Origin of the sequence: Streptomyces spectabilis, assembly GCF_008704795.1 — a bacterium.
Taxonomy (GTDB): Bacteria; Actinomycetota; Actinomycetes; order Streptomycetales; family Streptomycetaceae; genus Streptomyces; species Streptomyces spectabilis.
The window spans coordinates 5,403,083-5,421,878 of sequence record NZ_CP023690.1 but is presented as its reverse complement, the minus strand read 5'-3'; the positions used below and the strand labels follow the sequence as shown (position 1 = coordinate 5,421,878).

The window sequence follows — 18,796 nt, the reverse complement described above, 5'->3', positions numbered from 1 at the left end:
GACCGTACGCCGTTGAGGGGCCGGGGACGAGCGCCCCGGTCAGGCGCCGCCGGCCTTCGGCGACTGCCGGACGGACTCGGCACTGGTGAGCGCCGCGTCGACGGCGGCGTCCTCCTTCGCCTTGTTGGCGCCGCCCTGGGTCTTGACGATCGTCACGATGAGGCCGATGAAGAACACGGCCATCACTACGGGGGGCACGAGCGCGGAGACGTATTCCATGCCCCCAGCGTAGCTAGCCCGCCGCGAGCCGCTGCGACGGGGCGGGGGGCGGCGCCGGGCGCTTGGGCGGGAACACCTCGGCGGGGGTGGGCACCGGGCGCGGTCGCGCGGGCGGCGTTGCGGGGGGCTCGGCGGGCGGATTCGGCCGGGGCGCGGGCTTGTCCCCGTCGGCGGCGCGGCCGCCGGGCAGCGCGAGGAGCCGGGTGCGGGACGGCGGCACCAGGGGCCGGGGCGTGGTCGCGGTGCGGCCGTCCGCCGGCCGGGCTTCGCCGGCCGCCGCGAGGCGGGCGCGCAGGGCCCGCTCGGCGAGGCCCTCGCAGCGGGCGAGCAGGGCGGCCGCGCGCGGGGTGCCGCGCAGGGCGCGCAGCGCCGCGAGGTCGTCGGGCGCGGGCCGGTAGCCGGTGGCGAGCACGTCCTCCAGGAGCTCCAGATATCCGGCGGCGGTACCGGGAAGTGCGGCCCGGTAGCGCGCGAGGTCGGCCACCAGGAAGGCGCGCAGCCGTGCGCCTTCGCACACCGTCTCGTCGATGTCGTCGGCGAGGCGCACGCAGTCCTGCACGGCCTGGTCGTCGAGGGCGTGAGCGGTACTGGGGTGCAGGGCGAGGGCGAGGGCGCGGCGGAGCACGCGCAGCTCCTGTGCGCCGAAGGCCATGCCGCCCCGGGATCCGTATGGCGTGGGCATGGGGTGACGATACGCGCGCAAAGGACAAAATCGTCTTAACTCACCCGTTTGCGCGACGCGTCGCCCCTGGCCGCGGCGCACCGGACGACCGCGCCCGCGTGCCGTGACGCCGCGCGCCGACCCGCCGAACGGGCCCTAGTCCGGGCGTCGCCGTGTCGTGGCGAAGGTGACCGCTCCCACGCCGAGGGCCGCCGCGCCGCCGATCGCGATCCACGGCAGCACCCCCGCACCGGTCTCGGCCATGCGCCCGGCCGGTCGGGGCTCGCCCGCGGGGCCGGAGGACGCGCTGGGCTCGACGGTGGAGAGGGGCGCCGGGTCCTCGGCCCCGGCGGGGACGTACGCGGCCTCCGCGCGCGTCACATGGGCCGTGGTCGCCGCGGCGGCCGGCGCGGCGACCGTGAGCGTCGCCGCCGCCAGAGCCACCGCGGCACCCCACCGCCCGCTACGTCTCATGCGTCCCATGCCCATCAGGCACCCAGCCCCCACACCCGCTCGGAACCCCTCCCGGGAGAGACTCCCCGGAGGGGGGCGGGGTTGCCTGACGGAACGTCAAGTACGAGACACGTTCCGCTCGTAGACCAGGCGGAGGCCGATCAGGGTCAGCCAGGGCTCGTGCTCGTCGATGACCGACGCCTCGCCGAGCACCATGGGCGCGAGCCCGCCCGTGGCGATGACCGTGACGTCACCGGGCTCGCCGTGCGGACCCGCGAGTTCGCGGGCCATCCGCCGTACGACGCCGTCGACCTGGCCCGCGAAGCCGTACAGGATGCCCGCCTGCATGGCCTCCACGGTGTTCTTGCCGATGACGCTGCGCGGCCGGGCCAGCTCGATCTTTCGCAGCTGCGCGCCGCGCACGCCGAGGGCCTCCACGGAGATCTCGATGCCGGGGGCGATGACGCCGCCCGCGTACTCCCCGCGCGCGGAGACCGCGTCGAACGTCGTCGCCGTACCGAAGTCCACGACGATCGCGGGCCCTCCGTAGAGCTCGACCGCCGCGACCGCGTTGATGATGCGGTCGGCGCCGACCTCCTTGGGGTTGTCCATGAGAATGGGGACGCCGGTCTTGATGCCGGGCTCCACCAGGACGGCCGGAACGTCGCCGTAGTAGCGGCGGGTGACCTCGCGGAGCTCGTGCAGGACGGACGGGACCGTGGAGCAGATCGCGATGCCGTCGATGCCGTCGCCCAGCTCCTCGCCGAGCAACGGGTGCATGCCCATCAGGCCGTTGAGGAGCACCGCCAGTTCGTCGGCGGTGCGCCGGGCGTCGGTGGAGATGCGCCAGTGCTCGACGATGTCCTCGCCGTCGAAGAGTCCGAGGACGGTGTGGGTGTTGCCGACGTCGATCGTGAGCAGCATGGCGGGTTACTCCGCCCCGCGCGCGGGGGCATCGGCGGCGTCCCTCAGGTCCAGGCCGATGTCCAGGATCGGCGAGGAGTGCGTGAGGGCGCCCACCGCGAGGAAGTCGACGCCCGTCTCCGCGTACGCCCTGGCGTTCTCCAGGGTGAGGCGGCCGGAGGACTCCAGGAGCGCGCGGCCGCCGACGATCGCGACGGCCTCCGCGGTCTCGCCGGGCGTGAAGTTGTCCAGGAGGATCAGGTCGGCGCCCGCCTCCACGACCTCGCGCAGCTGGTGGAGGGTGTCCACCTCGACCTCGACCGCCACGTCCGGGAAGGCGTCCCGGACGGCCTTGAAGGCCTGGGCCACGCCGCCCGCGGCGACCACGTGGTTGTCCTTGACGAGGGCCGCGTCGGCGAGCGACATGCGGTGGTTGACGCCGCCGCCCGTGCGGACCGCGTACTTCTCCAGGGAGCGCAGGCCCGGCGTCGTCTTGCGGGTGTCGCGGACCTTCGCCCCGGTGCCCTCCAAAGCGTCCGCCCACGCGCGCGTGGCGGTCGCGATGCCGGACAGGCGGCACAGCACGTTCAGCGCGCTGCGCTCGGCGGTGAGCAGGTCGCGGGTGCGGGTGGTGATGCTCAGGAGGACGTCTCCGGCCTCGACGCGCTCGCCGTCCTCGACGTGCCGCTCCACCTCGAACTCGTCCGTGCAGACCACGGAGACGATGGCCTCGGCGACCCTGAGGCCCGCGACGGTGCCCGCCTGGCGTGCCGTGAAGTCGGCGGTGGCGACGGCCTCTTCGGGGATGGTGGCGACCGTCGTGACGTCCACGGCGTCCGGCGAGAACTCCATGTCCTCGGCGATCGCGAGGTGCGCGATGTCCTCGACCTGGACGGGGTCGAGCCCGGCGTCGGCCAGGAGCCCGGCGAGCGACGGGTCGAGCCCGCACGCCATGGCGTCGGGCGCCTCGTCGCCGCAGCCGCAGGCGTCGCCGCAGCCGCTGTCGGCGAGGGGGAGTTCGGGGGTGCCGGTGGTGCTCACGTCGGTCACTGCTCCTGAGTGCTGGGGAAGCTGGCGTTGTCGGTGGTGCGGGTGGCGAGGGTGCGATCCGAGTTGATGCGTACGACGATGTGGCGTCCCCACGCCGCGTCGTCGCGGGTCCCGTAGTCCTCGCGCCAGTGGCAGCCACGAGTCTCCTCGCGCCGCTGCGCCGCCGCCACCAGGACGCGGGCCACGCACAGGAGGTTGGTGGTCTCCCAGGCGTCGACGCCCGGCTCGGCGGTCTTGCCGTCCTCGGCGAGCGCGCCCGCCGCGGCCGCGTGGATCGCGGCGAGCCGCTCGGCGGCCTGGGCGAGCGAGGCGGCGGACCGCAGCACACCGGCGCCCTCGGTCATGACCCGCTGGATGGCGAAGCGGGCCTCCGGGGGCAACAGGGGGTGGGCGGGCTGCTCCGGGGTCGCCACCGGGGCGGGCACGCGCGCGTGGAGGGTGTCCGCGGCCTGCCGGGCCGCGATGTCCGCCGCGATGCGCTCGGCGTAGACCAGGCCCTCCAGAAGGGAGTTGGAGGCGAGCCGGTTCGCGCCGTGCACGCCCGTGCAGGCGACCTCTCCGCACGCGTACAGGCCCGCCACCGTGGTGCGGCCGTGCAGGTCGGTGCGGACGCCGCCGGAGGCGTAGTGCGCGGCGGGGGCCACCGGGATCGGCTCGGTCACCGGGTCGATCCCGTGGGCCCGGCAGGCCGCGAGGATCGTCGGGAAGCGCGTGGCCCACATGTCGGCGCCGAAGTGGCGGGCGTCCAAGTACATGTGCTCGGTGCCCTGTTCCAGCATGCGGCGCGTGATGCCCTTGGCGACGATGTCGCGCGGGGCCAGCTCGGCCAGCTCGTGGGCGCCCACCATGAAGCGCACGCCGTCCGCGTCCACGAGGTGGGCGCCCTCGCCGCGCACGGCCTCGGAGACCAGCGGCTGCTGGCCCTCGGCGTCGGCGCCCAGGAAGAGCACCGTCGGGTGGAACTGCACGAACTCCAGGTCGGAGACCTCCGCGCCCGCGCGAAGGGCCAGTGCCACGCCGTCGCCCGTGGACACGGACGGGTTCGTCGTCGCCGAGAAGACCTGGCCCATGCCGCCGGTGGCGAGCACCACGGCGGGCGCGCGCACGGCGCCCACGCCGTCGTGCTGGCCCTCTCCCATGACGTGCAGGGTCACGCCCGCGGCGTGCCCCTGGGCGTCCGTCAGGAGGTCGAGGACCAGGGCGTTCTCGACGGTGGGTATGCCGCGCTCGCGGACCGCGTCGACGAGGGCGCGGGAGATCTCCGCGCCGGTCGCGTCGCCGCCCGCGTGCGCGATGCGGCGCCGGTGGTGGCCGCCCTCGCGGGTCAGGGCGAGACCGCCCTCGGCGGCCGCGTCGAACCGGGCGCCCGTCTCGATGAGGCGGCGTACGGCGTCGGGGCCCTCGGTGACGAGGGTGCGCACCGCTTCCTCGTCGCACAGGCCCGCGCCCGCCACGAGGGTGTCGTCCAGGTGCTGCTCGGGGGTGTCGCCCTCGCCGAGCGCGGCGGCGATGCCGCCCTGCGCCCAGCGCGTGGAGCCGTCGTCCAGGCGCGCCTTGGTGACGACGACGGTCTTCAGGCCCGCCGCCGCGCAACGCAGCGCAGCGGTCAGACCGGCCACTCCGGAGCCGACGACCACGACGTCGGCGTCGAGGGACCAGCCGGGGGCGGGGGCGTGCAGCCGTATGCCAGTACCGCTCATGCGAGGGCTCCGATCACGGTCGTACGGGGGCTCGTGGCGGCCCGGGCGCGCGCGCTCACGCCGGGCCTCCGAAGGTCAACGGGATGTTGTCGATGAGGCGGGTCGTGCCGACCTTGGCGGCGACGGCGAGCACCGCGTCGCCCCGGTGGCCGCGCGCGACCGGCCGGAAGTCCGAGGGGTCGACGAGCGCCACGTAGTCCAGGACGAGCGGGGGCCGAAGGCGCGCCGCCTCGTCGAGGACCTGCCGCGCGGCCGCGAGGACGGCCTCGGGGCCCGCGGGCGCGGCCTGGGCGACCGCGTGCGCGTCGGCTGCCGCGCGGGACTCGCCGAGCGCGTTCAGCGCGTCGGCGCGGGCCGGGGTGGCCGGGGCGAGCGCCGCACGCGCGCGCAGGGCCTCCTGCGCGGCGTGCCGGTCGCGGCCCGCGAACAGGGCGCGGGAGAGCGCGAGCGCGGTGTGCCGCTCGGTCGGCGACAGATAGCGGTTGCGGCTGGAGCGGGCGAGGCCGTCCTCCTCGCGGACCGTCGGTACGCCGACGATCTCCACGGGGAAGTTCAGATCCCGCGCCATGCGGCGGATCAGGGCGAGCTGCTGGGCGTCCTTCTGGCCGAACAGCGCCACGTCGGGGGCCGTCAGGTGCAGCAGCTTGGCGACGACGGTGAGCACGCCGTCGAAGTGCCCGGGGCGCGTGGCGCCTTCGAGGACCGTGCCCATGGGGCCCGCGCTGACGCGGACCTGCGGCTCGCCGCCGGGGTAGACCTCCTCCGCGGAGGGCGCGAACACGACGTCGGCGCCCGCCTGCTCGGAGGTCTTCACGTCGGCTTCCAGGGTGCGCGGATAGCGGTCCAGGTCCTCGCCCGCGCCGAACTGGAGCGGGTTCACGAAGACCGTGACGACGACCTCGCCGTCCTCGCCCGCCAACCGGCGGGCCTCGCGGATCAGTGTGGCGTGGCCGTCATGGAGGGCGCCCATGGTCATGACGACGGCCCGGCGGCCGCCACGCGCGCGTGCGCGCAGTTCGTCGGCCGTGTGCAGGAGCCGGATCGGTGTGCCGCTCATCGGTCTCCTCCGTCCGCGTCGCCGTCATGTCCGTCCGCTCCGCCGTCGCGGAACCCCTCGGTACCGCCCGCCGCTGCCGCGGGGCCCGCGAGCACGCCGAGGAGGTCCTCGGCGAGCTCCGGCTTGAGGAGTCCGTGCGCGAGGGCGCGGTCGGCGGTGGCGCGGGCCATCGCCAGATACCCGGCCACGGTCTGCGGGGCGTGCTTGCGCAACTCGGCGACGTGCGCGGCGACGGTGCCCGCGTCGCCGCGCGCGACCGGTCCGGTCAGCGCGGCGTCGCCGGAGCGCAGGGCGTTGTCGAGGGCCGCGCCGAGCAGCGGGCCGAGCATGCGGTCGGGGGCGGCGACGCCCGCGCCGCGCAGCAGCTCCATGGACTCGGCGACCAGGGTCACCAGGTGGTTGGCGCCGAGCGCGAGCGCCGCGTGGTACAGCGGCCGGGCCTCCTCGGCGATCCACTCCGGCTCGCCGCCCATCTCGATGACCAGGGCCTCGGCGGCGAGCCGCAGCTCGTCCGGCGCGGTCACGCCGAAGGAGCAGCCGGCCAGGCGCTGGACGTCCACGGGGGTGCCGGTGAAGGTCATGGCGGGGTGCAGCGCGAGCGGCAGCGCCCCGGCGCGCAGCGCGGGGTCGAGGATCTTCGTGCCGTACCGCCCGGAGGTGTGCGCCAGGAGCTGGCCCGGGCGCACCGCGCCGGTCTCGGCGAGGCCTTCGACGAGGCCCGGGAGCGCGTCGTCGGGCACGGTCAGGAGCACCAGGTCGGCCTGGGCCAGGACCTGCGCGGGCGGGACCAGGGGCACGTCCGGGAGCATCTCCGCGGCCCGCTTGACGGAGCTGTCGGACACGCCCGAGACGGCCACCGGACGGTGCCCGGCCAGCTGCAGCGCCGCGGCGAGGGCGGGGCCGACGCGGCCCGCGCCGACGACGCCCACGGTGAGCCGCGCGGGCCGGTCCTTGGGGTCGGGGCCGTGGCCTGCTCGGGGGTCGGAGTGCCGCTCCGGCCGGTGAGGTGCGTTCACGCGATGACGCCTTCCGTTCCAGTCCGCTCGGGGTACCGGACGATTTCTCGTCATGCTAACGCTATCCGTCGGCGCGGCGCCGTCGGCTGTCCACAGGCTGTGGGCATTCGTACGACCGCGCGGGATGATCTGTGGATGACCGCACACGACGCACGGGACGACGCGCTCACGCCGCAGGAGGGCCCCGGGGCTGACGGGACCGAAGGGGCTGACGGGACTGACGGGGCCGGGGCCGACGGGGCCGAAGGCCGGGGCGAGCCCGATGAGCAGGCCCGGCGCATCGCGGCCGCGCGGGGCGCCCGGCGGCTGCTCGCCCGCCCCCCGACGACCGTTCCGCTCGGCGAGCGCCTCGCCGCCCTCGCCGCGGGCGCGGCCGACGTCGCGGATCTGGCGGGCCCCACCGACATGTACGGCGACGGCGTGGTCGCCGACCTGGAGGACGAGGTCGCGCGGCTGCTCGGCAAGGAGGCGGCCGCGTTCTTCCCGACGGGCACGATGGCGCAACAGGTGGCGCTGCGCTGCTGGGCGGGCCGCACCGGCAACGCGACCGTGGCGCTGCACCCGCGCTCCCACCCGGAGGTCCACGAAGGGGGCGCCCTGGCCACGGTGAGCGGCCTGCGCACGGTGCACCCCGCGGACGCCCCGCGCCCGCCGACGGCCGAGGAGGTGCGGGACTTCGAGGAGCCCTTCGGCACGCTGATGCTCGAACTGCCCCTGAGGGAGCCCGGTTTCCTGCTGCCCACCTGGGACGAGCTCCAGGAGGTGGTGGCCGCGGCCCGCGAGCGGGACGCCGTGGTCCACTTCGACGGCGCCCGGCTGTGGGAGTGCACGCCGCACTTCGGCCGCCCCCTGGACGAGATCGCCGGGCTCGCGGACAGCGTGTACGTGTCGTTCTACAAGTCCCTGGAGGGCATCGCGGGCGCTGCGCTCGCAGGTCCGCAGACCCTCGTCGAGGAGGCACGGGCCTGGCGGCACCGCTACGGAGGGCTCGGTTTCCAGCAGTTCCCGACCGCCCTGTCGGCGCTGCTCGGCCTGCGGAACGTCCTGCCGCGCCTGCCGGAGTACGTCTCCCACGCGCGCGTGGTCGCCGACGCGCTGCGCGAGGCGCTCGCGGCCTCCGCGGTGCCGTGGTCGCGCGTGCACCCGGAGCCGCCGCACACCCATCAGTTCCAGGTGTGGCTGCCGTACCCGCCCGACGTGCTGAACGAGGCGGCGCTCACCCAGGCCGAGGAGACGAAGACCCTGCTGTTCTGGCGCTGGTTCCCGGACGGCCCGCCCGGCCTGTCCGTCACGGAGGTCACCGTGAACGGCCCCGGCCTGGCGTGGACGGCCGACGACGTCAGGGAAGCGGTCGCGGAGTTCGTACGCCGCCTTCCCTGAGGCCGCTCAGGAGCCGGTGGAGGGCGGCCCGCAGGCGGCCCCGCGCGGGGCGTTCGTGGATCACGGCGTTGAAGCGGCCGTAGTCGCGCACCTCGCGCACGACCTGCCAGTCGTGGACGCCGGGCGCGGGCGGCGCGGCCTGACCGTGCTGGGCGGCGCGGTAGCTGTCGAGCAGGAACTGCTGAGTGACGCTCATGACGTACGACCTTTCATGGCAAATAGTACTTAACGGACAGCGCGAAGGCGACGGAGCCCGTCGGACCGCTCGAAGTGATCGGGGAGTCGGGGAGTCGGGGAGAGGGACGGGCCGGGAGGAACGGCCCCATCAGGGCGGGGCGGCGACATCGGCGCCCGGCGATGACTCAAGCCTGCGCCACGCCCCCGGGCCGCGTCGCGCCGATTGACATCAGTCGTCAATCGGCGGCGGCGCTGTCAGTGGCCCGGTGCACCATAGGGACCATGAGCGTGACCATCGACATCACCGGCCTGGCGCCGGAGCGGGTCCATGTCGTGCCCTCGCCCCTCGCGGAGCTCGGCATGGCGCTGCACGCGCTGTCCGAGACCGGTCACCACCCGGGCCTCCAGGGCTGGGCGACGGCGGTCAACGCGCGCCTCGACCAGAGCCTGGCGGACCGCCTGTGCGAGGCGGACTTCCTGTGGCGGACGACGTTCTCGGACGTCTTCGCGCCCTTCGCGGGCATCCCCGGCAAGCGCGCCCTGCCCGGCGCCACGCTCGCCGAGGAGCTCGACCAGCTCGACAAGCTGACGGACGAGCAGTTCGTGGACGCCGCCCTGGAGTTCACCTGCCAGCTCGCCTACGACCAGAACCGCGTGACGGACCCGCTGAACGACCCGGACATGCGCCGCCACGCCCTGGACCTCGCCGCCGCCCGGGGCGAGCACCAGGTGGCGTTCACCGAGCGGCTCCTGGACGACCCGCCCGCCGTGCGCGGCTGGTTCCGGCAGCTGATGCAGGACTGCGACGAGGCCTTCTTCTCGGACACCTGGGCCCGGCTCAGCCACCAGCTCGCCGCGGACGCCCGGCACAAGACCGAGCTGCTGCGCCGCAAGGGCCTCGGCGAGGCCCTGAAGGCGATGTCCGGGGCGGTGACCCTGGACGAGGACGCCCGGCGGATCACGATCGACAAGATGGCGTCGGGCCACACCAGGACGGCCGAGGGCGGCCTCGTCCTGGTGCCGACCAGCCTCGGCTGGCCGCACGTGATGGTCCTGCACCGCTATGGCTGGCAGTCCTCGATCACCTACCCGATCAGGTCCCCCGGCCTGACCGAGCCCGCCTCCGTGGAGCAGCTCACGCGCCGCATGGCCGCGCTTTCGCACCCGGTGCGGATGCGTCTGTGCCGCCACCTCGCGCGCGGGGCGTACACCACGGGTGAGCTGGCGGACGCCCACGGCATGACGGCTCCGGAGATATCCCGGCACCTGAGCGTCCTGAAGAAGGCCGAGCTGATCACCACACGCCGCCGCGGCCGGTACGTGCAGCACCAGCTGGACCTGGGCGTGGTCTCACGGCTCGGCAGCGAGTTCATCGAGGGCGTGCTCCGTTAGCCGGGGCAGCGGCGTTTCGCGCTGACGCGCTCGTCCTCAAACGCCGGAGGGGAAGGGGCGGCCCCGTCAGGGGCTCAGCCCGCGCCGCCGCCCGCGCGCACGAGGCCCGTCTCGTACGCGAGCACCACGACCTGCACCCGGTCCCGCAGGCCCAGCTTGGTCAGGATGCGGCCCACATGGGTCTTCACGGTCGCCTCGGACAGCACGAGGCGCGCCGCGATCTCGCCGTTCGAGAGCCCCTGGGCGACGAGCACCATGACCTCGCGCTCGCGCTCGGTGAGCCGCTCCAGCTCCTTGTGCTGCGGCTGCGCCGAGCCCGGCAGCATCGGCGCGAACCGGTCGAGCAGGCGCCGCGTCGTGGACGGCGCGACCACCGCGTCGCCGCTGTGCACGGCCCGGATCGCGGCCAGCAGCTCGCCGGGCGGCACGTCCTTGAGCATGAACCCGGACGCGCCCGCCTTCAGGCCCGAGAAGGCGTACTCGTCGAGGTCGAAGGTCGTCAGGATCAGCACCTTCGGAGGGTTGGGCCCGGAGCAGATGCGGCGCGTGGTCTCCACGCCGTCCAGCTTCGGCATGCGCACGTCCATCAGCACCACGTCGACCGCCGTGGCCCGCAGCTCCTGCAAGGCCTCCACGCCGTCGCCCGCCTCGGCGACGACCTCCATGTCCGGCTGGGCGGCGAGGACCATCCGGAATCCGGTGCGCAACAGCACCTGGTCGTCGACGAGCATCACGCGGATGGACATCACACGGTCCCTTCGGGGTGGATCGATGGCAAAACTCGGTGGCGACACGCCACGGGCGGAGTCAACCACGGCCGCACGGCCGGGGCGCACCGGTGACAGGTGTCAGTGTGCGGGTTTGAGTGGCAGCAGCGCACTGATGCGGAATCCGCCCCCCGGCCGCGGCCCCGCGTCCAGGGTGCCGCCGACCATGCCGACGCGCTCGCGCATGCCGATCAGGCCGTGCCCGCTGCCGTCCGCGCCGCCGTCCTCGTACAGCTCGTGCGGGGCGCCCTTGCCGTCGTCCTCGACGAGCAGCCCGAGGCCGTCGTCGAAGTAGACGAGCCGGACGCTGGCACCGGCGTTCTCACCGCCGTGCTTGCGGGTGTTGGTGAGGGCCTCCTGCACGATGCGGTACGCGGTCAGCTCCACGCCGCTGGGCAGCGGGCGCGGGGTGCCCTCGACCTTGAAGTCGACCGGCAGACCGGCGCCGCGCACCTGCTCGATCAGCTCGTCGAGCTGCTCGACGTCGGGCTGCGGGACGTACTCCCCGCTCTCCTCGGGCTCGCCGGTGCGCAGCACGCCGAGCAGCCTGCGCATCTCCGCGAGCGCCTGGCGCCCGGTGCCGGAGATCGTCGCCAGGGCCTGCTTGGCCTGGTCGGGCGCCGCGTCCAGGACGTACGCGGCGCCGTCGGCCTGGACGACCATCACCGACACGTTGTGCGCGACGACGTCGTGCAGCTCGCGGGCGATGCGGGCGCGCTCGGCCGCGACCGCGACCTTGGCCTGCGCCTCGCGCTCCTTCTCCAGGCGGGCGGCGCGCTCCTCCAGCTGCGCGAAGTAGGCGCGGCGGGTGCGGATCGAGTCGCCGAGCACCCAGGCGAGGGCGAACGGCACGACCATGAAGACGGTGTAGAGCACGTTGCCCCACGTGCCGGTCGACGGCTCCGGCCAGCGCAGCTGCGACAGCGGGGCGGCCGCGAGACCACCGGTGAGGGCGAACCGCGAGGCCCACTTGGGGCCGTCGGCCGCCGCCGTGTAGATGATCACGAGCATCGCGAAGTTCGCCGTGTTCGGCCGCACGTCGCCGGCCATCTGCGCGGCGCCGATCACCGCGGCGAGCACGAGCATGTGCTCCGTGAACCGGCGACGCAGCGCCACCACCAGGCACAGACCGATGACGACCGGAATCGCCAGGAGCGTCGGGTCGTGGCCCTCCGAGTCGGCGACGGCCACCACGCTCAGCCCGGAGAGACCGAGGAGGACGAACGCCCAGAAGGCGTCGACCCCCGTCGGGTGTCTGCGGAGGAAGTCATAGAGGCGCTGCACGTAACCCAGCGTAGGCAACCGGTCCGGGCCCCCGGGTCAACCCGAGGTGCGATCCGTACGGCCTTCTCGTACTCCCCAAGGTGGAGGCCCGCATAGCCTTCTCGCTGTGACGCATGAGGCACAGCGAACGGCAGGGCCCCCCGCGCGGGGCTGGCGGGAAGCCACGGAGGAGGCCCTGTACGGGCCGTACGGCTTCTACCACCGCCCCGAGGGGCCCGCGGGGCACTTCCGCACCTCCGTGCACGCCTCGCCGCTGTACGCGGCCGCCGTGGCCCGGCTCCTGCGCCGCGTGGACGCCGTGCTCGGGCACCCGGACGAGCTGGCGTTCGTGGACGTGGGCGCGGGCCGCGGCGAGCTGACCGCGGGCGTCCTCGCGGAGCTGCCCGCCGACGTGGCAGCCCGCACGCGCGCGTACGCGGTGGAACGCGCCGCCCGCCCCGAAGGCCTCGATCCGCGCGTCCAGTGGCGTGCCGCCCCGCCCACCGGGGTGAGCGGCCTGCTGTTCGCCAACGAGTGGCTCGACAACGTGCCCGTGGATGTCGCCGAGACCGCCCCCGACGGCTCGGTCCGCTACGCCCTCGTCCACGAGGACGGCACCGAAGAGCTGGGCGGCCCCGTGGCGGGCCCCGACGCCGACTGGCTGGCCCGGTGGTGGCCGCTGGGCGCCGAACCCGGCCTGCGGGCGGAGATCGGCCGCCCCCGGGACGCAGCCTGGGCGTCGGCCGTGGCGACGCTGAGCCGCGGCCTCGCGGTCGCCGTCGACTACGCGCACGCCCGGGACGCGCGGCCGCCCTTCGGGACGCTGACGGGCTTTAGCGAGGGCCGGGAGACGCGGCCCGTGCCGGACGGCGGCTGCGACATCACCGCCCACGTGGCGCTCGACGCCTGCGCCCTGCCCGGCGGACGGCTGCTCACCCAGCGGGCCGCCCTCGCCGCCCTGGGGGTCAGCGGCGGCCGCCCGCCGCTGACTCTGGCCGCCACCGACCCGGCCGCGTACGTACGAGCCCTCACGCGCGCGGGCGAGGCGACGGAGCTGACCGCGCGGGGCGGGCTCGGCGACTTCGGCTGGCTCGCGCAGCCGGTCGGCACGGCACTCGACGACCTGTTTGCCGGTGACCTACTTGTCGATGTCGCCGACCACGAAGAACAGTGACCCCAGGATCGCCACCATGTCGGCGACCAGCTGCCCCGGCAGGAGCTCGGTGAGCGCCTGGATGTTGTTGTACGAGGCCGAGCGCAGCTTGAGCCGGTACGGGGTCTTCTCGCCCTTGGACACCAGGTAGTAGCCGTTGATGCCGAGCGGGTTCTCCGTCCACGCGTACGTGTGGCCCTCGGGGGCCTTGAGCACCTTCGGCAGGCGCTGGTTGATCGGCCCCTGGGGAAGCTCCGCGATCCGGTCCAGACAGGCGTCCGCGAGGTCGAGCGCGTTGTGCGTCTGCTCCAGGAGGCACTCGAAGCGCGCCAGGCAGTCGCCCTCCTCGCGGGTCACCACCTTCAGGACGTCGGCAAGCTCCCCGTACGCCAGATACGGCTCGTCGCGGCGCAGGTCGAAGTCGACACCGGAGGCGCGGGCGATGGGACCGCTCACCCCGTAGGCATGCACCGCCTCTTCGGAGAGCACGCCCACGCCGCGCGTACGCCCCCGGAAGATCTCGTTGCCGAGCACCAGACGGTCGTACACGTCCATGCGGGAACGCACCGAGGCGACGGCCGCCCGCGCGCGGGTGGTCCATCCGGCGGGCAGGTCCTCCTTGAGGCCGCCGACCCGGTTGAACATGTAGTGCATCCGGCCGCCGGAGATCTCCTCCATGACGTTCTGGAGCTCTTCGCGCTCCCGGAAGGCGTAGAAGACCGGCGTGATGCCGCCCAGTTCGAGCGGGTACGAGCCGAGGAACATCAGGTGGTTCAGTACGCGGTTCAGCTCGGCGAGCAGCGTGCGCGTCCACACCGCGCGCGTGGGCACCTCCATGCCGAGCATCCGCTCCACGGCGAGCACCACGCCCAGCTCGTTCGAGAACGCCGACAGCCAGTCGTGGCGGTTGGCCAGCATCACGATCTGCCGGTAGTCGCGCGCCTCGAAGAGCTTCTCCGCGCCCCGGTGCATATAGCCGATGACCGGCTCCGCGTGCTGGATGCGCTCGCCGTCCAGGACGAGGCGCAGGCGCAGCACGCCGTGCGTCGACGGGTGCTGCGGGCCGATGTTCAGCACCATGTCGGTGCTCTCGGCGGCGCCGCCGACCCCGACCGTCGTCTCCGTCAGCTCCGTACCCGCCGCTGTCCGCGTCTTCCTGTGCTCCGTCGTGGGGCTCATGCGGACAGTCTGACGCACAGCAGCGGCCACGCCACTGTCAGATCCCGTACGTAGGCTTGAGGCATGGAAACGGGGACGGGGACGCCGATGCCGGCGCCTGGCGCGGACGCGGGCGAGCCGGTGTGGACCGGGCTGCCGCGCGGGCTGCTGAAGATGCGCCGGCTGCTGCTCGTGGTCTGGCTGGTGCCGGTCGCGGTGGCGCTCGGCGTGCTGCTCGGCCTGTTCGCCGGGCCCGCCTGGGCCGTCTTCGCGGCCCTTCCGCTCGCCCTCGCGGCCTGGGGCTGGCTGCTCCTGGAGCGCAACTGGCGCTCCTGGCGGTACGCGGAGCGGGCCGACGACCTGCTCATCAGCCGCGGCGTGCTGTGGCGCGAGGAGACGGTCGTGCCGTACGGCCGCATGCAGCTCGTCGAGGTGACCTCAGGGCCCGTGGAGCGCTACTTCGGCCTCGCCGGGGTCCAGCTGCACACCGCGGCGGCCGCCACGGACGCCCGCATCCCCGGCCTCGACCCCCAGGAGGCCGAGCGCCTCCGCGACCGCCTCACCGAGCTCGGCGAGGCCCGATCGGCGGGGCTGTGACCGGGGAACTGGCCCCCCGGCCACGCGAGGACGCCGCGCCCGAGCCGCACGCGGACGGCGGCCCGCGGGAGCGGCGGCTGCATCCCGTGACGCCGCTGCGGCGGGCCTGGGCGCCCGTCGCCGTCCTCATGGGCTGGGCCTTCCATGATCCGGACGGCGCGCAGCGCCGCATGGCCGACATGACCGCCACCTCGCTCGCCCTGGTCGCCACGGCGGTCGTCCTCGGCGGCTCCCTGTACGGCTTCCTCAGCTGGTGGTACACGCACTTCGCCGTCACCGACACCGAGCTGCGCATCCGTACGGGCCTGGTGTTCCGGCGCACCGCGCACATCCGGCTCGACCGGCTCCAGGCCGTGGACCTGACCCAGCCGCTCGCGGCCCGCGTCGTCGGCGTCACCAAGCTGAAGCTGGACGTCGTCGGCACGGACAAGAAGGACGAACTGGCCTATCTCGGCGAGCGCGACGCCACCGCGCTGCGTGCCGAACTCCTCGCGCGGGCGGCCGGATTCGCCCCCGAGACGGCGCACGAGGTCGGCGAGGCGCCCTCGCGGCAGCTGCTGCACGTGCCGCCGCGCATGCTCGCCGTCTCCGTACTCCTCACCGGCGCGCCCTGGCTGCTCCTGCTCGCCACGCTCGTCGTCCCGACCTTCCTGTGGTTCCTGACGCACAGCGTGTGGACCGTCATCGCGACCGGCCTTCCCATGCTCGGCGGCGCCTTCGCCAGCAGCGTCGGCCGCTTCGTCGGGGAGTACGACTGGACGGTCGGCGAGTCCCCCGACGGGCTGCGTCTGGACCACGGGCTGCTCGACAAGGCGCACGAGACGGTGCCGCCCGGCCGGGTGCAGACCGTGCGGCTCGTGGAGCCGCTGCTGTGGCGCCGGTTCGGCTGGGTGCGGGTCGAGCTGGACGTGGCCGGGTCGGCGAACGGCGTGCTCGTGCCGGTCGCGCCGCGCGCGCTCGCCGAGTCGGTGATCGCACAGGTCCTGCCGGGGGTGCGGGTGCCGGGCCCGGACGAGCTGTCCCGGCCGCCCGCGCGCGCGTCGTGGTGCGTCCCGGTGTGGTGGAAAGGGCACGGGCTCGCCGTCACCGACGCGGTGTTCGCCGCGCGGCACGGGCTGCTCCGGCGGCGGCTCTCCCTGGTGCCGCACGCGAAGGTGCAGAGCGTGCGGCTCGTGCAGGGGCCCTGGGAGCGGTTCAAGGGCGTCGCCGACGTGAAGGTGGACAGCGGGGCCGGGCACACGGTGACGGCGCGGCTGCGGCCCGCGGAGGAGGCGGCGGAGCTGTTGCGGGCGCAGGCGGAGCGCTCCCGCACGGGGCGCCGGGCCGCGCGGCCCGATCGGTGGATGGCCTGACTCTGCCTGCCCTCCGGGGGTGGGGGTACCGCGGGGCGCTACCGCGCAGTGGGCCGTGCCGCCGCTACCGCGGCGGACCTTCCCGCCCTCCCACCCGGAACTCCCCCGCCTTGCGAGGCCCGGCCCCGACGCGGAGCGCCGCAGCCGAGTGGACGGCACCGCCGCTACCGCGGCGGGGTTTCCCACCCTCCCACCCGAAACTCCCGAGCTTCGCCGGCTCGGCCCCGACACGGGGCGCTGCGGATGGTGCCCCGCGATCCCGTGGCCGGGGTGGTGGCGGGTGGGTGGGACTGCCCCGGTCGGGCGCAGCGCGGGCCCGGTGTCGGGCGGCGCGCAGATGCCCCCGGGGCGTTCCGCCCGGGCGGGGCGTCAGGCGCGCAGGGCCGTGCGGAGGCCCTTCAGGTCGATCTGCTCCGTCTCGTCGTGCGCGGTGAGGTCGATGACCTGGCCCACGCCGCGCTCGGCGTCGGTCGCCGCGTCCGACGGCTTGAACTCGGCCTCGGCCTGCGCCTTGTGGACCGCGAGGGCTTCCTCGCCCACGACGTCGGCGAGGTCCTCGTTCTGCACGGCGTCGAGGGCGGCCGGGGCCGCGCTCTTGGCGTCCACGTCCGTGGCCTTCGTACCGAAGAAGTCGAAGCCGCCCTCACCGGCGGACCTGCGGACCTGCGCGGCGGCCGGGACGACGACCGCGGCGGCCGGAACCATCAGCTGCGCGCCCACCGCCCGCTCATGGTCGTCCTCGGGCTCGGGCTCGGGCTCGGCGTCCCGCTCCGCGAGGCGGTCGAGCGCCGCGTTGGCCCGCTCGTACAGCGAGGCCTCGGGCGTCTCCGCCGCGGCGGAGTCCTCCGAGGAGGCCGGCGGCAGCGCCCGCGTGGCGGGGCCCGTGGCCCCTAGGGCGAGCAGCCGCCGCCCTTCGAGGGCGCTGGCGCGCTCGGTCTCCGCCGTCGCGTACCGGCGCAGCAGCGCCGCGTGTTCGTTGCGCAGCGCGGCCAGCTCCGCCCGCTTGGAGCGCAGCTTGTTCTCCAGCTTGGAGCGCAGCTCACGCGCCTCGTCGAGGTCGGACTCGCACTCCGCTATGCGCTCTTCGTAGCGCCACTCCTCGCTCGCGCGCGCCCTGCCGAGCTCGGCGACCCGCTTGCCCGCGGCCCGGTCCCAGCGGCGCATGACGACCGAGCCCAGAACGGCGCTCGCGGCCGCGGCCGCGACGAGCCCGCGCAGCACGACGGGTTCCGCGAACAGCCAGGCGCCGCCGGCGCAGACGACGGAGAAGCCTGCGACCGCCGACGGGGGAAGCAGCCTGTGCAGTGGTGGGGAATGGCGGTGACGTCCACGTGGCATGGCCAGAAACTTACCGCGCGTAGGCGAAGTCTGGTGCCCCGCCCGCCAAAATCCCGGTGCCCCCACCGCAACTCCCCACCCCGCCGAGCCACTTCTTCTCCGACCGGCCACTTCACCGCCTCCGGCCGGATTCCGCAACCCGGCACACGATCTCCGCGCTTACTTCTTGATCAGGCCCTTGGACTTCAGATAGTCCTCGGCGACATCGCCTTCCTTCTGGCGCTCCTCGTCGACCTTGCGGTTCAGTTCGATGAGGTCGTCCGTCGTGAGCGTCTTGGTGAGCTTGCCGAGCGCGTCGGCTATCTCCTTGTCGCCCGCCGACTTCTCGTTCACCACGGGAAGGATGTTGTCGGCGTTCTGGAGCTTCTTGTCGTCCTCCAGGATCACGAGGTCGAAGTTCTTCAGCGTCGCGTCCGTGGTCGTCGTCAGGACCAGTTGGTCCGTGCCGTTCTTCACGGCCTGCTTCGACTGGGTGGTGCCGACGCCCTTGGGGTCGATTCCGGCGACGTCGATGCCGTACTTCGTCTTCAGGCCCGGCGCGCAGAACGGCCGCGTCTCGCATTCGTCACCGGCGGCGATCCTGACCTTCTCACCGGACTTGCCAAGATCGGAAAGCGTCTTGAGCTTGTGCTCCTTGGCGTAATCCTCGGTCACCGCGAACGCGTTCTGGTCGACCGCGCCGCCCGCCGGGAGCACCTTGAGGCCGCGCGGCTTCGCCAGGTCGGTCAGTGCGCGGACCGTCGCCGCGAGATCACTGGACGCGACCGGCTTCGCGTCCGAGCCGTTCTTCTTCAGATTCAGGAATTCCGCGAGCGTGGCCGCGTATTCGGGAGCGACGTCGATGGAGCCCTTCTTCAGCTCCGGCTCGTACACCTCGCGGTTCTGCACGGTCTTCACCGACGCGTCGTAACCGGCGTCCCGCAGCACGCCCGCGTACAGCTCGGCGAGCACCTTCTGCTCGGTGAACCGTGCCGAGCCCACCACGATCGAGCCCTTGCCGCCGCCCGAGTCCTTGTCGTCCTCCAGGCTGTCGCCGCCGCACGCGGCGAGGCCCGCGCCCAGCGTCACGACGGCCGCGGCCGCCCCTGCCATCCGTCGCGCGCGACGCGTTCTGCTGTTCATCGGTGAACCACCATTCGAGAGTTTCAGGATCACGAGCG

Annotated in this window: 19 protein-coding genes; 5 read left to right on the top strand and 14 right to left on the bottom strand. The window is 74.2% G+C overall.

Translation table 11 applies throughout. The annotated features are described in order from the left end of the window. Positions 1-39: 39 nt before the first annotated feature. The 8 genes from CP982_RS23745 to CP982_RS23710 all read right to left on the bottom strand — a co-directional run bounded on the left by CP982_RS23745 (position 40) and on the right by CP982_RS23710 (position 6,972). Positions 40-219 carry a hypothetical protein gene (locus tag CP982_RS23745; protein ID WP_150512373.1) on the bottom strand — a complete coding sequence of 60 codons (180 nt, stop codon included), beginning with the start codon at positions 217-219 and terminating at the stop codon, positions 40-42. Positions 220-232: 13 nt separating this feature from the next. Further along, positions 233-901 (bottom strand): hypothetical protein, encoded by a 669-nt coding sequence (locus CP982_RS23740; protein ID WP_229878970.1) that lies wholly within the window; start codon positions 899-901, stop codon positions 233-235. A gap of 135 nt (positions 902-1,036) precedes the next feature. Then, positions 1,037-1,354 carry a hypothetical protein gene (locus CP982_RS23735; protein ID WP_170316479.1) on the bottom strand — a complete coding sequence of 106 codons (318 nt, stop codon included), beginning with the start codon at positions 1,352-1,354 and terminating at the stop codon, positions 1,037-1,039. Positions 1,355-1,450: 96 nt separating this feature from the next. After that, positions 1,451-2,257: a type III pantothenate kinase gene (locus CP982_RS23730; protein ID WP_138961121.1), complete on the bottom strand. Its 807-nt coding sequence runs from the start codon at positions 2,255-2,257 to the stop codon at positions 1,451-1,453. Positions 2,258-2,263: 6 nt separating this feature from the next. After that, a complete protein-coding gene (gene nadC, locus CP982_RS23725; RefSeq protein WP_372503398.1) occupies positions 2,264-3,286 on the bottom strand; it encodes a carboxylating nicotinate-nucleotide diphosphorylase in 1,023 nt (340 codons plus the stop codon). Next, the gene (locus CP982_RS23720) at positions 3,283-4,986 is read right to left on the bottom strand and encodes an L-aspartate oxidase (protein WP_150512370.1); all 1,704 of its coding nucleotides are present in this window, start codon (positions 4,984-4,986) and stop codon (positions 3,283-3,285) included. Before CP982_RS23720 ends, nadC begins: the two co-directional genes overlap by 4 nt. Positions 4,987-5,041: 55 nt before the next feature. Then, a complete protein-coding gene (gene panC, locus CP982_RS23715; protein WP_150512369.1) occupies positions 5,042-6,043 on the bottom strand; it encodes a pantoate--beta-alanine ligase in 1,002 nt (333 codons plus the stop codon). After that, positions 6,040-6,972 carry a Rossmann-like and DUF2520 domain-containing protein gene (locus tag CP982_RS23710; RefSeq protein WP_229878979.1) on the bottom strand — a complete coding sequence of 311 codons (933 nt, stop codon included), beginning with the start codon at positions 6,970-6,972 and terminating at the stop codon, positions 6,040-6,042. The genes panC and CP982_RS23710 overlap by 4 nt, the downstream gene beginning before the upstream one ends. A gap of 222 nt (positions 6,973-7,194) precedes the next feature. Here CP982_RS23710 and CP982_RS23705 point away from each other — a divergent pair, with 222 nt between their 5' ends. Further along, positions 7,195-8,439, top strand: a complete 1,245-nt coding sequence (locus CP982_RS23705) for a threonine aldolase family protein (protein WP_150512367.1) — start codon at positions 7,195-7,197, stop codon at positions 8,437-8,439. On the opposite strand, the gene CP982_RS23700 is transcribed toward CP982_RS23705, so the two are convergent. Further along, on the bottom strand, positions 8,399-8,635 hold the full coding sequence (locus CP982_RS23700) for a hypothetical protein (RefSeq protein WP_150512366.1): 237 nt from the start codon (positions 8,633-8,635) through the stop codon (positions 8,399-8,401). The genes CP982_RS23705 and CP982_RS23700 overlap by 41 nt on opposite strands. A 263-nt stretch (positions 8,636-8,898) precedes the next feature. On the opposite strand from CP982_RS23700, the gene CP982_RS23695 reads away from it, so the two are divergent. Then, a complete protein-coding gene (locus CP982_RS23695) occupies positions 8,899-10,008 on the top strand; it encodes a DUF5937 family protein (protein WP_150512365.1) in 1,110 nt (369 codons plus the stop codon). Positions 10,009-10,082: 74 nt separating this feature from the next. Here CP982_RS23695 and CP982_RS23690 read toward each other — a convergent pair whose 3' ends face one another. Further along, positions 10,083-10,754 (bottom strand): response regulator, encoded by a 672-nt coding sequence (locus CP982_RS23690; RefSeq protein ID WP_150512364.1) that lies wholly within the window; start codon positions 10,752-10,754, stop codon positions 10,083-10,085. Positions 10,755-10,856: 102 nt separating this feature from the next. After that, on the bottom strand, positions 10,857-12,059 hold the full coding sequence (locus tag CP982_RS23685; RefSeq protein WP_150512363.1) for a sensor histidine kinase: 1,203 nt from the start codon (positions 12,057-12,059) through the stop codon (positions 10,857-10,859). Between the two features lie 106 nt (positions 12,060-12,165). Here CP982_RS23685 and CP982_RS23680 point away from each other — a divergent pair, with 106 nt between their 5' ends. Next, positions 12,166-13,212 carry an SAM-dependent methyltransferase gene (locus tag CP982_RS23680; protein WP_150512362.1) on the top strand — a complete coding sequence of 349 codons (1,047 nt, stop codon included), beginning with the start codon at positions 12,166-12,168 and terminating at the stop codon, positions 13,210-13,212. Here the strand turns inward: CP982_RS23680 and CP982_RS23675 are convergent. Next, positions 13,177-14,319 carry an NADH-quinone oxidoreductase subunit D gene (locus CP982_RS23675; protein ID WP_170316658.1) on the bottom strand — a complete coding sequence of 381 codons (1,143 nt, stop codon included), beginning with the start codon at positions 14,317-14,319 and terminating at the stop codon, positions 13,177-13,179. The two genes, CP982_RS23680 and CP982_RS23675, sit on opposite strands and share 36 nt — an antisense overlap. A 114-nt stretch (positions 14,320-14,433) precedes the next feature. On the opposite strand from CP982_RS23675, the gene CP982_RS23670 reads away from it, so the two are divergent. Together CP982_RS23670 and CP982_RS23665 are read left to right on the top strand one after the other, a co-directional pair. Then, complete coding sequence (locus CP982_RS23670; protein WP_150512360.1) at positions 14,434-14,946, top strand: PH domain-containing protein; 513 nt, start codon at positions 14,434-14,436, stop codon at positions 14,944-14,946. Between the two features lie 8 nt (positions 14,947-14,954). Next, positions 14,955-16,298 carry a PH domain-containing protein gene (locus tag CP982_RS23665; protein WP_229878978.1) on the top strand — a complete coding sequence of 448 codons (1,344 nt, stop codon included), beginning with the start codon at positions 14,955-14,957 and terminating at the stop codon, positions 16,296-16,298. Positions 16,299-16,667: 369 nt separating this feature from the next. Here the strand turns inward: CP982_RS23665 and CP982_RS23660 are convergent, their stop codons facing one another. Both CP982_RS23660 and CP982_RS23655 read right to left on the bottom strand, forming a co-directional pair. Next, positions 16,668-17,636 carry a v-SNARE N-terminal domain-containing protein gene (locus CP982_RS23660; RefSeq protein WP_150512359.1) on the bottom strand — a complete coding sequence of 323 codons (969 nt, stop codon included), beginning with the start codon at positions 17,634-17,636 and terminating at the stop codon, positions 16,668-16,670. Between the two features lie 159 nt (positions 17,637-17,795). Further along, the gene (locus tag CP982_RS23655) at positions 17,796-18,758 is read right to left on the bottom strand and encodes an ABC transporter substrate-binding protein (RefSeq protein ID WP_150512358.1); all 963 of its coding nucleotides are present in this window, start codon (positions 18,756-18,758) and stop codon (positions 17,796-17,798) included. Positions 18,759-18,796: the final 38 nt, after the last annotated feature.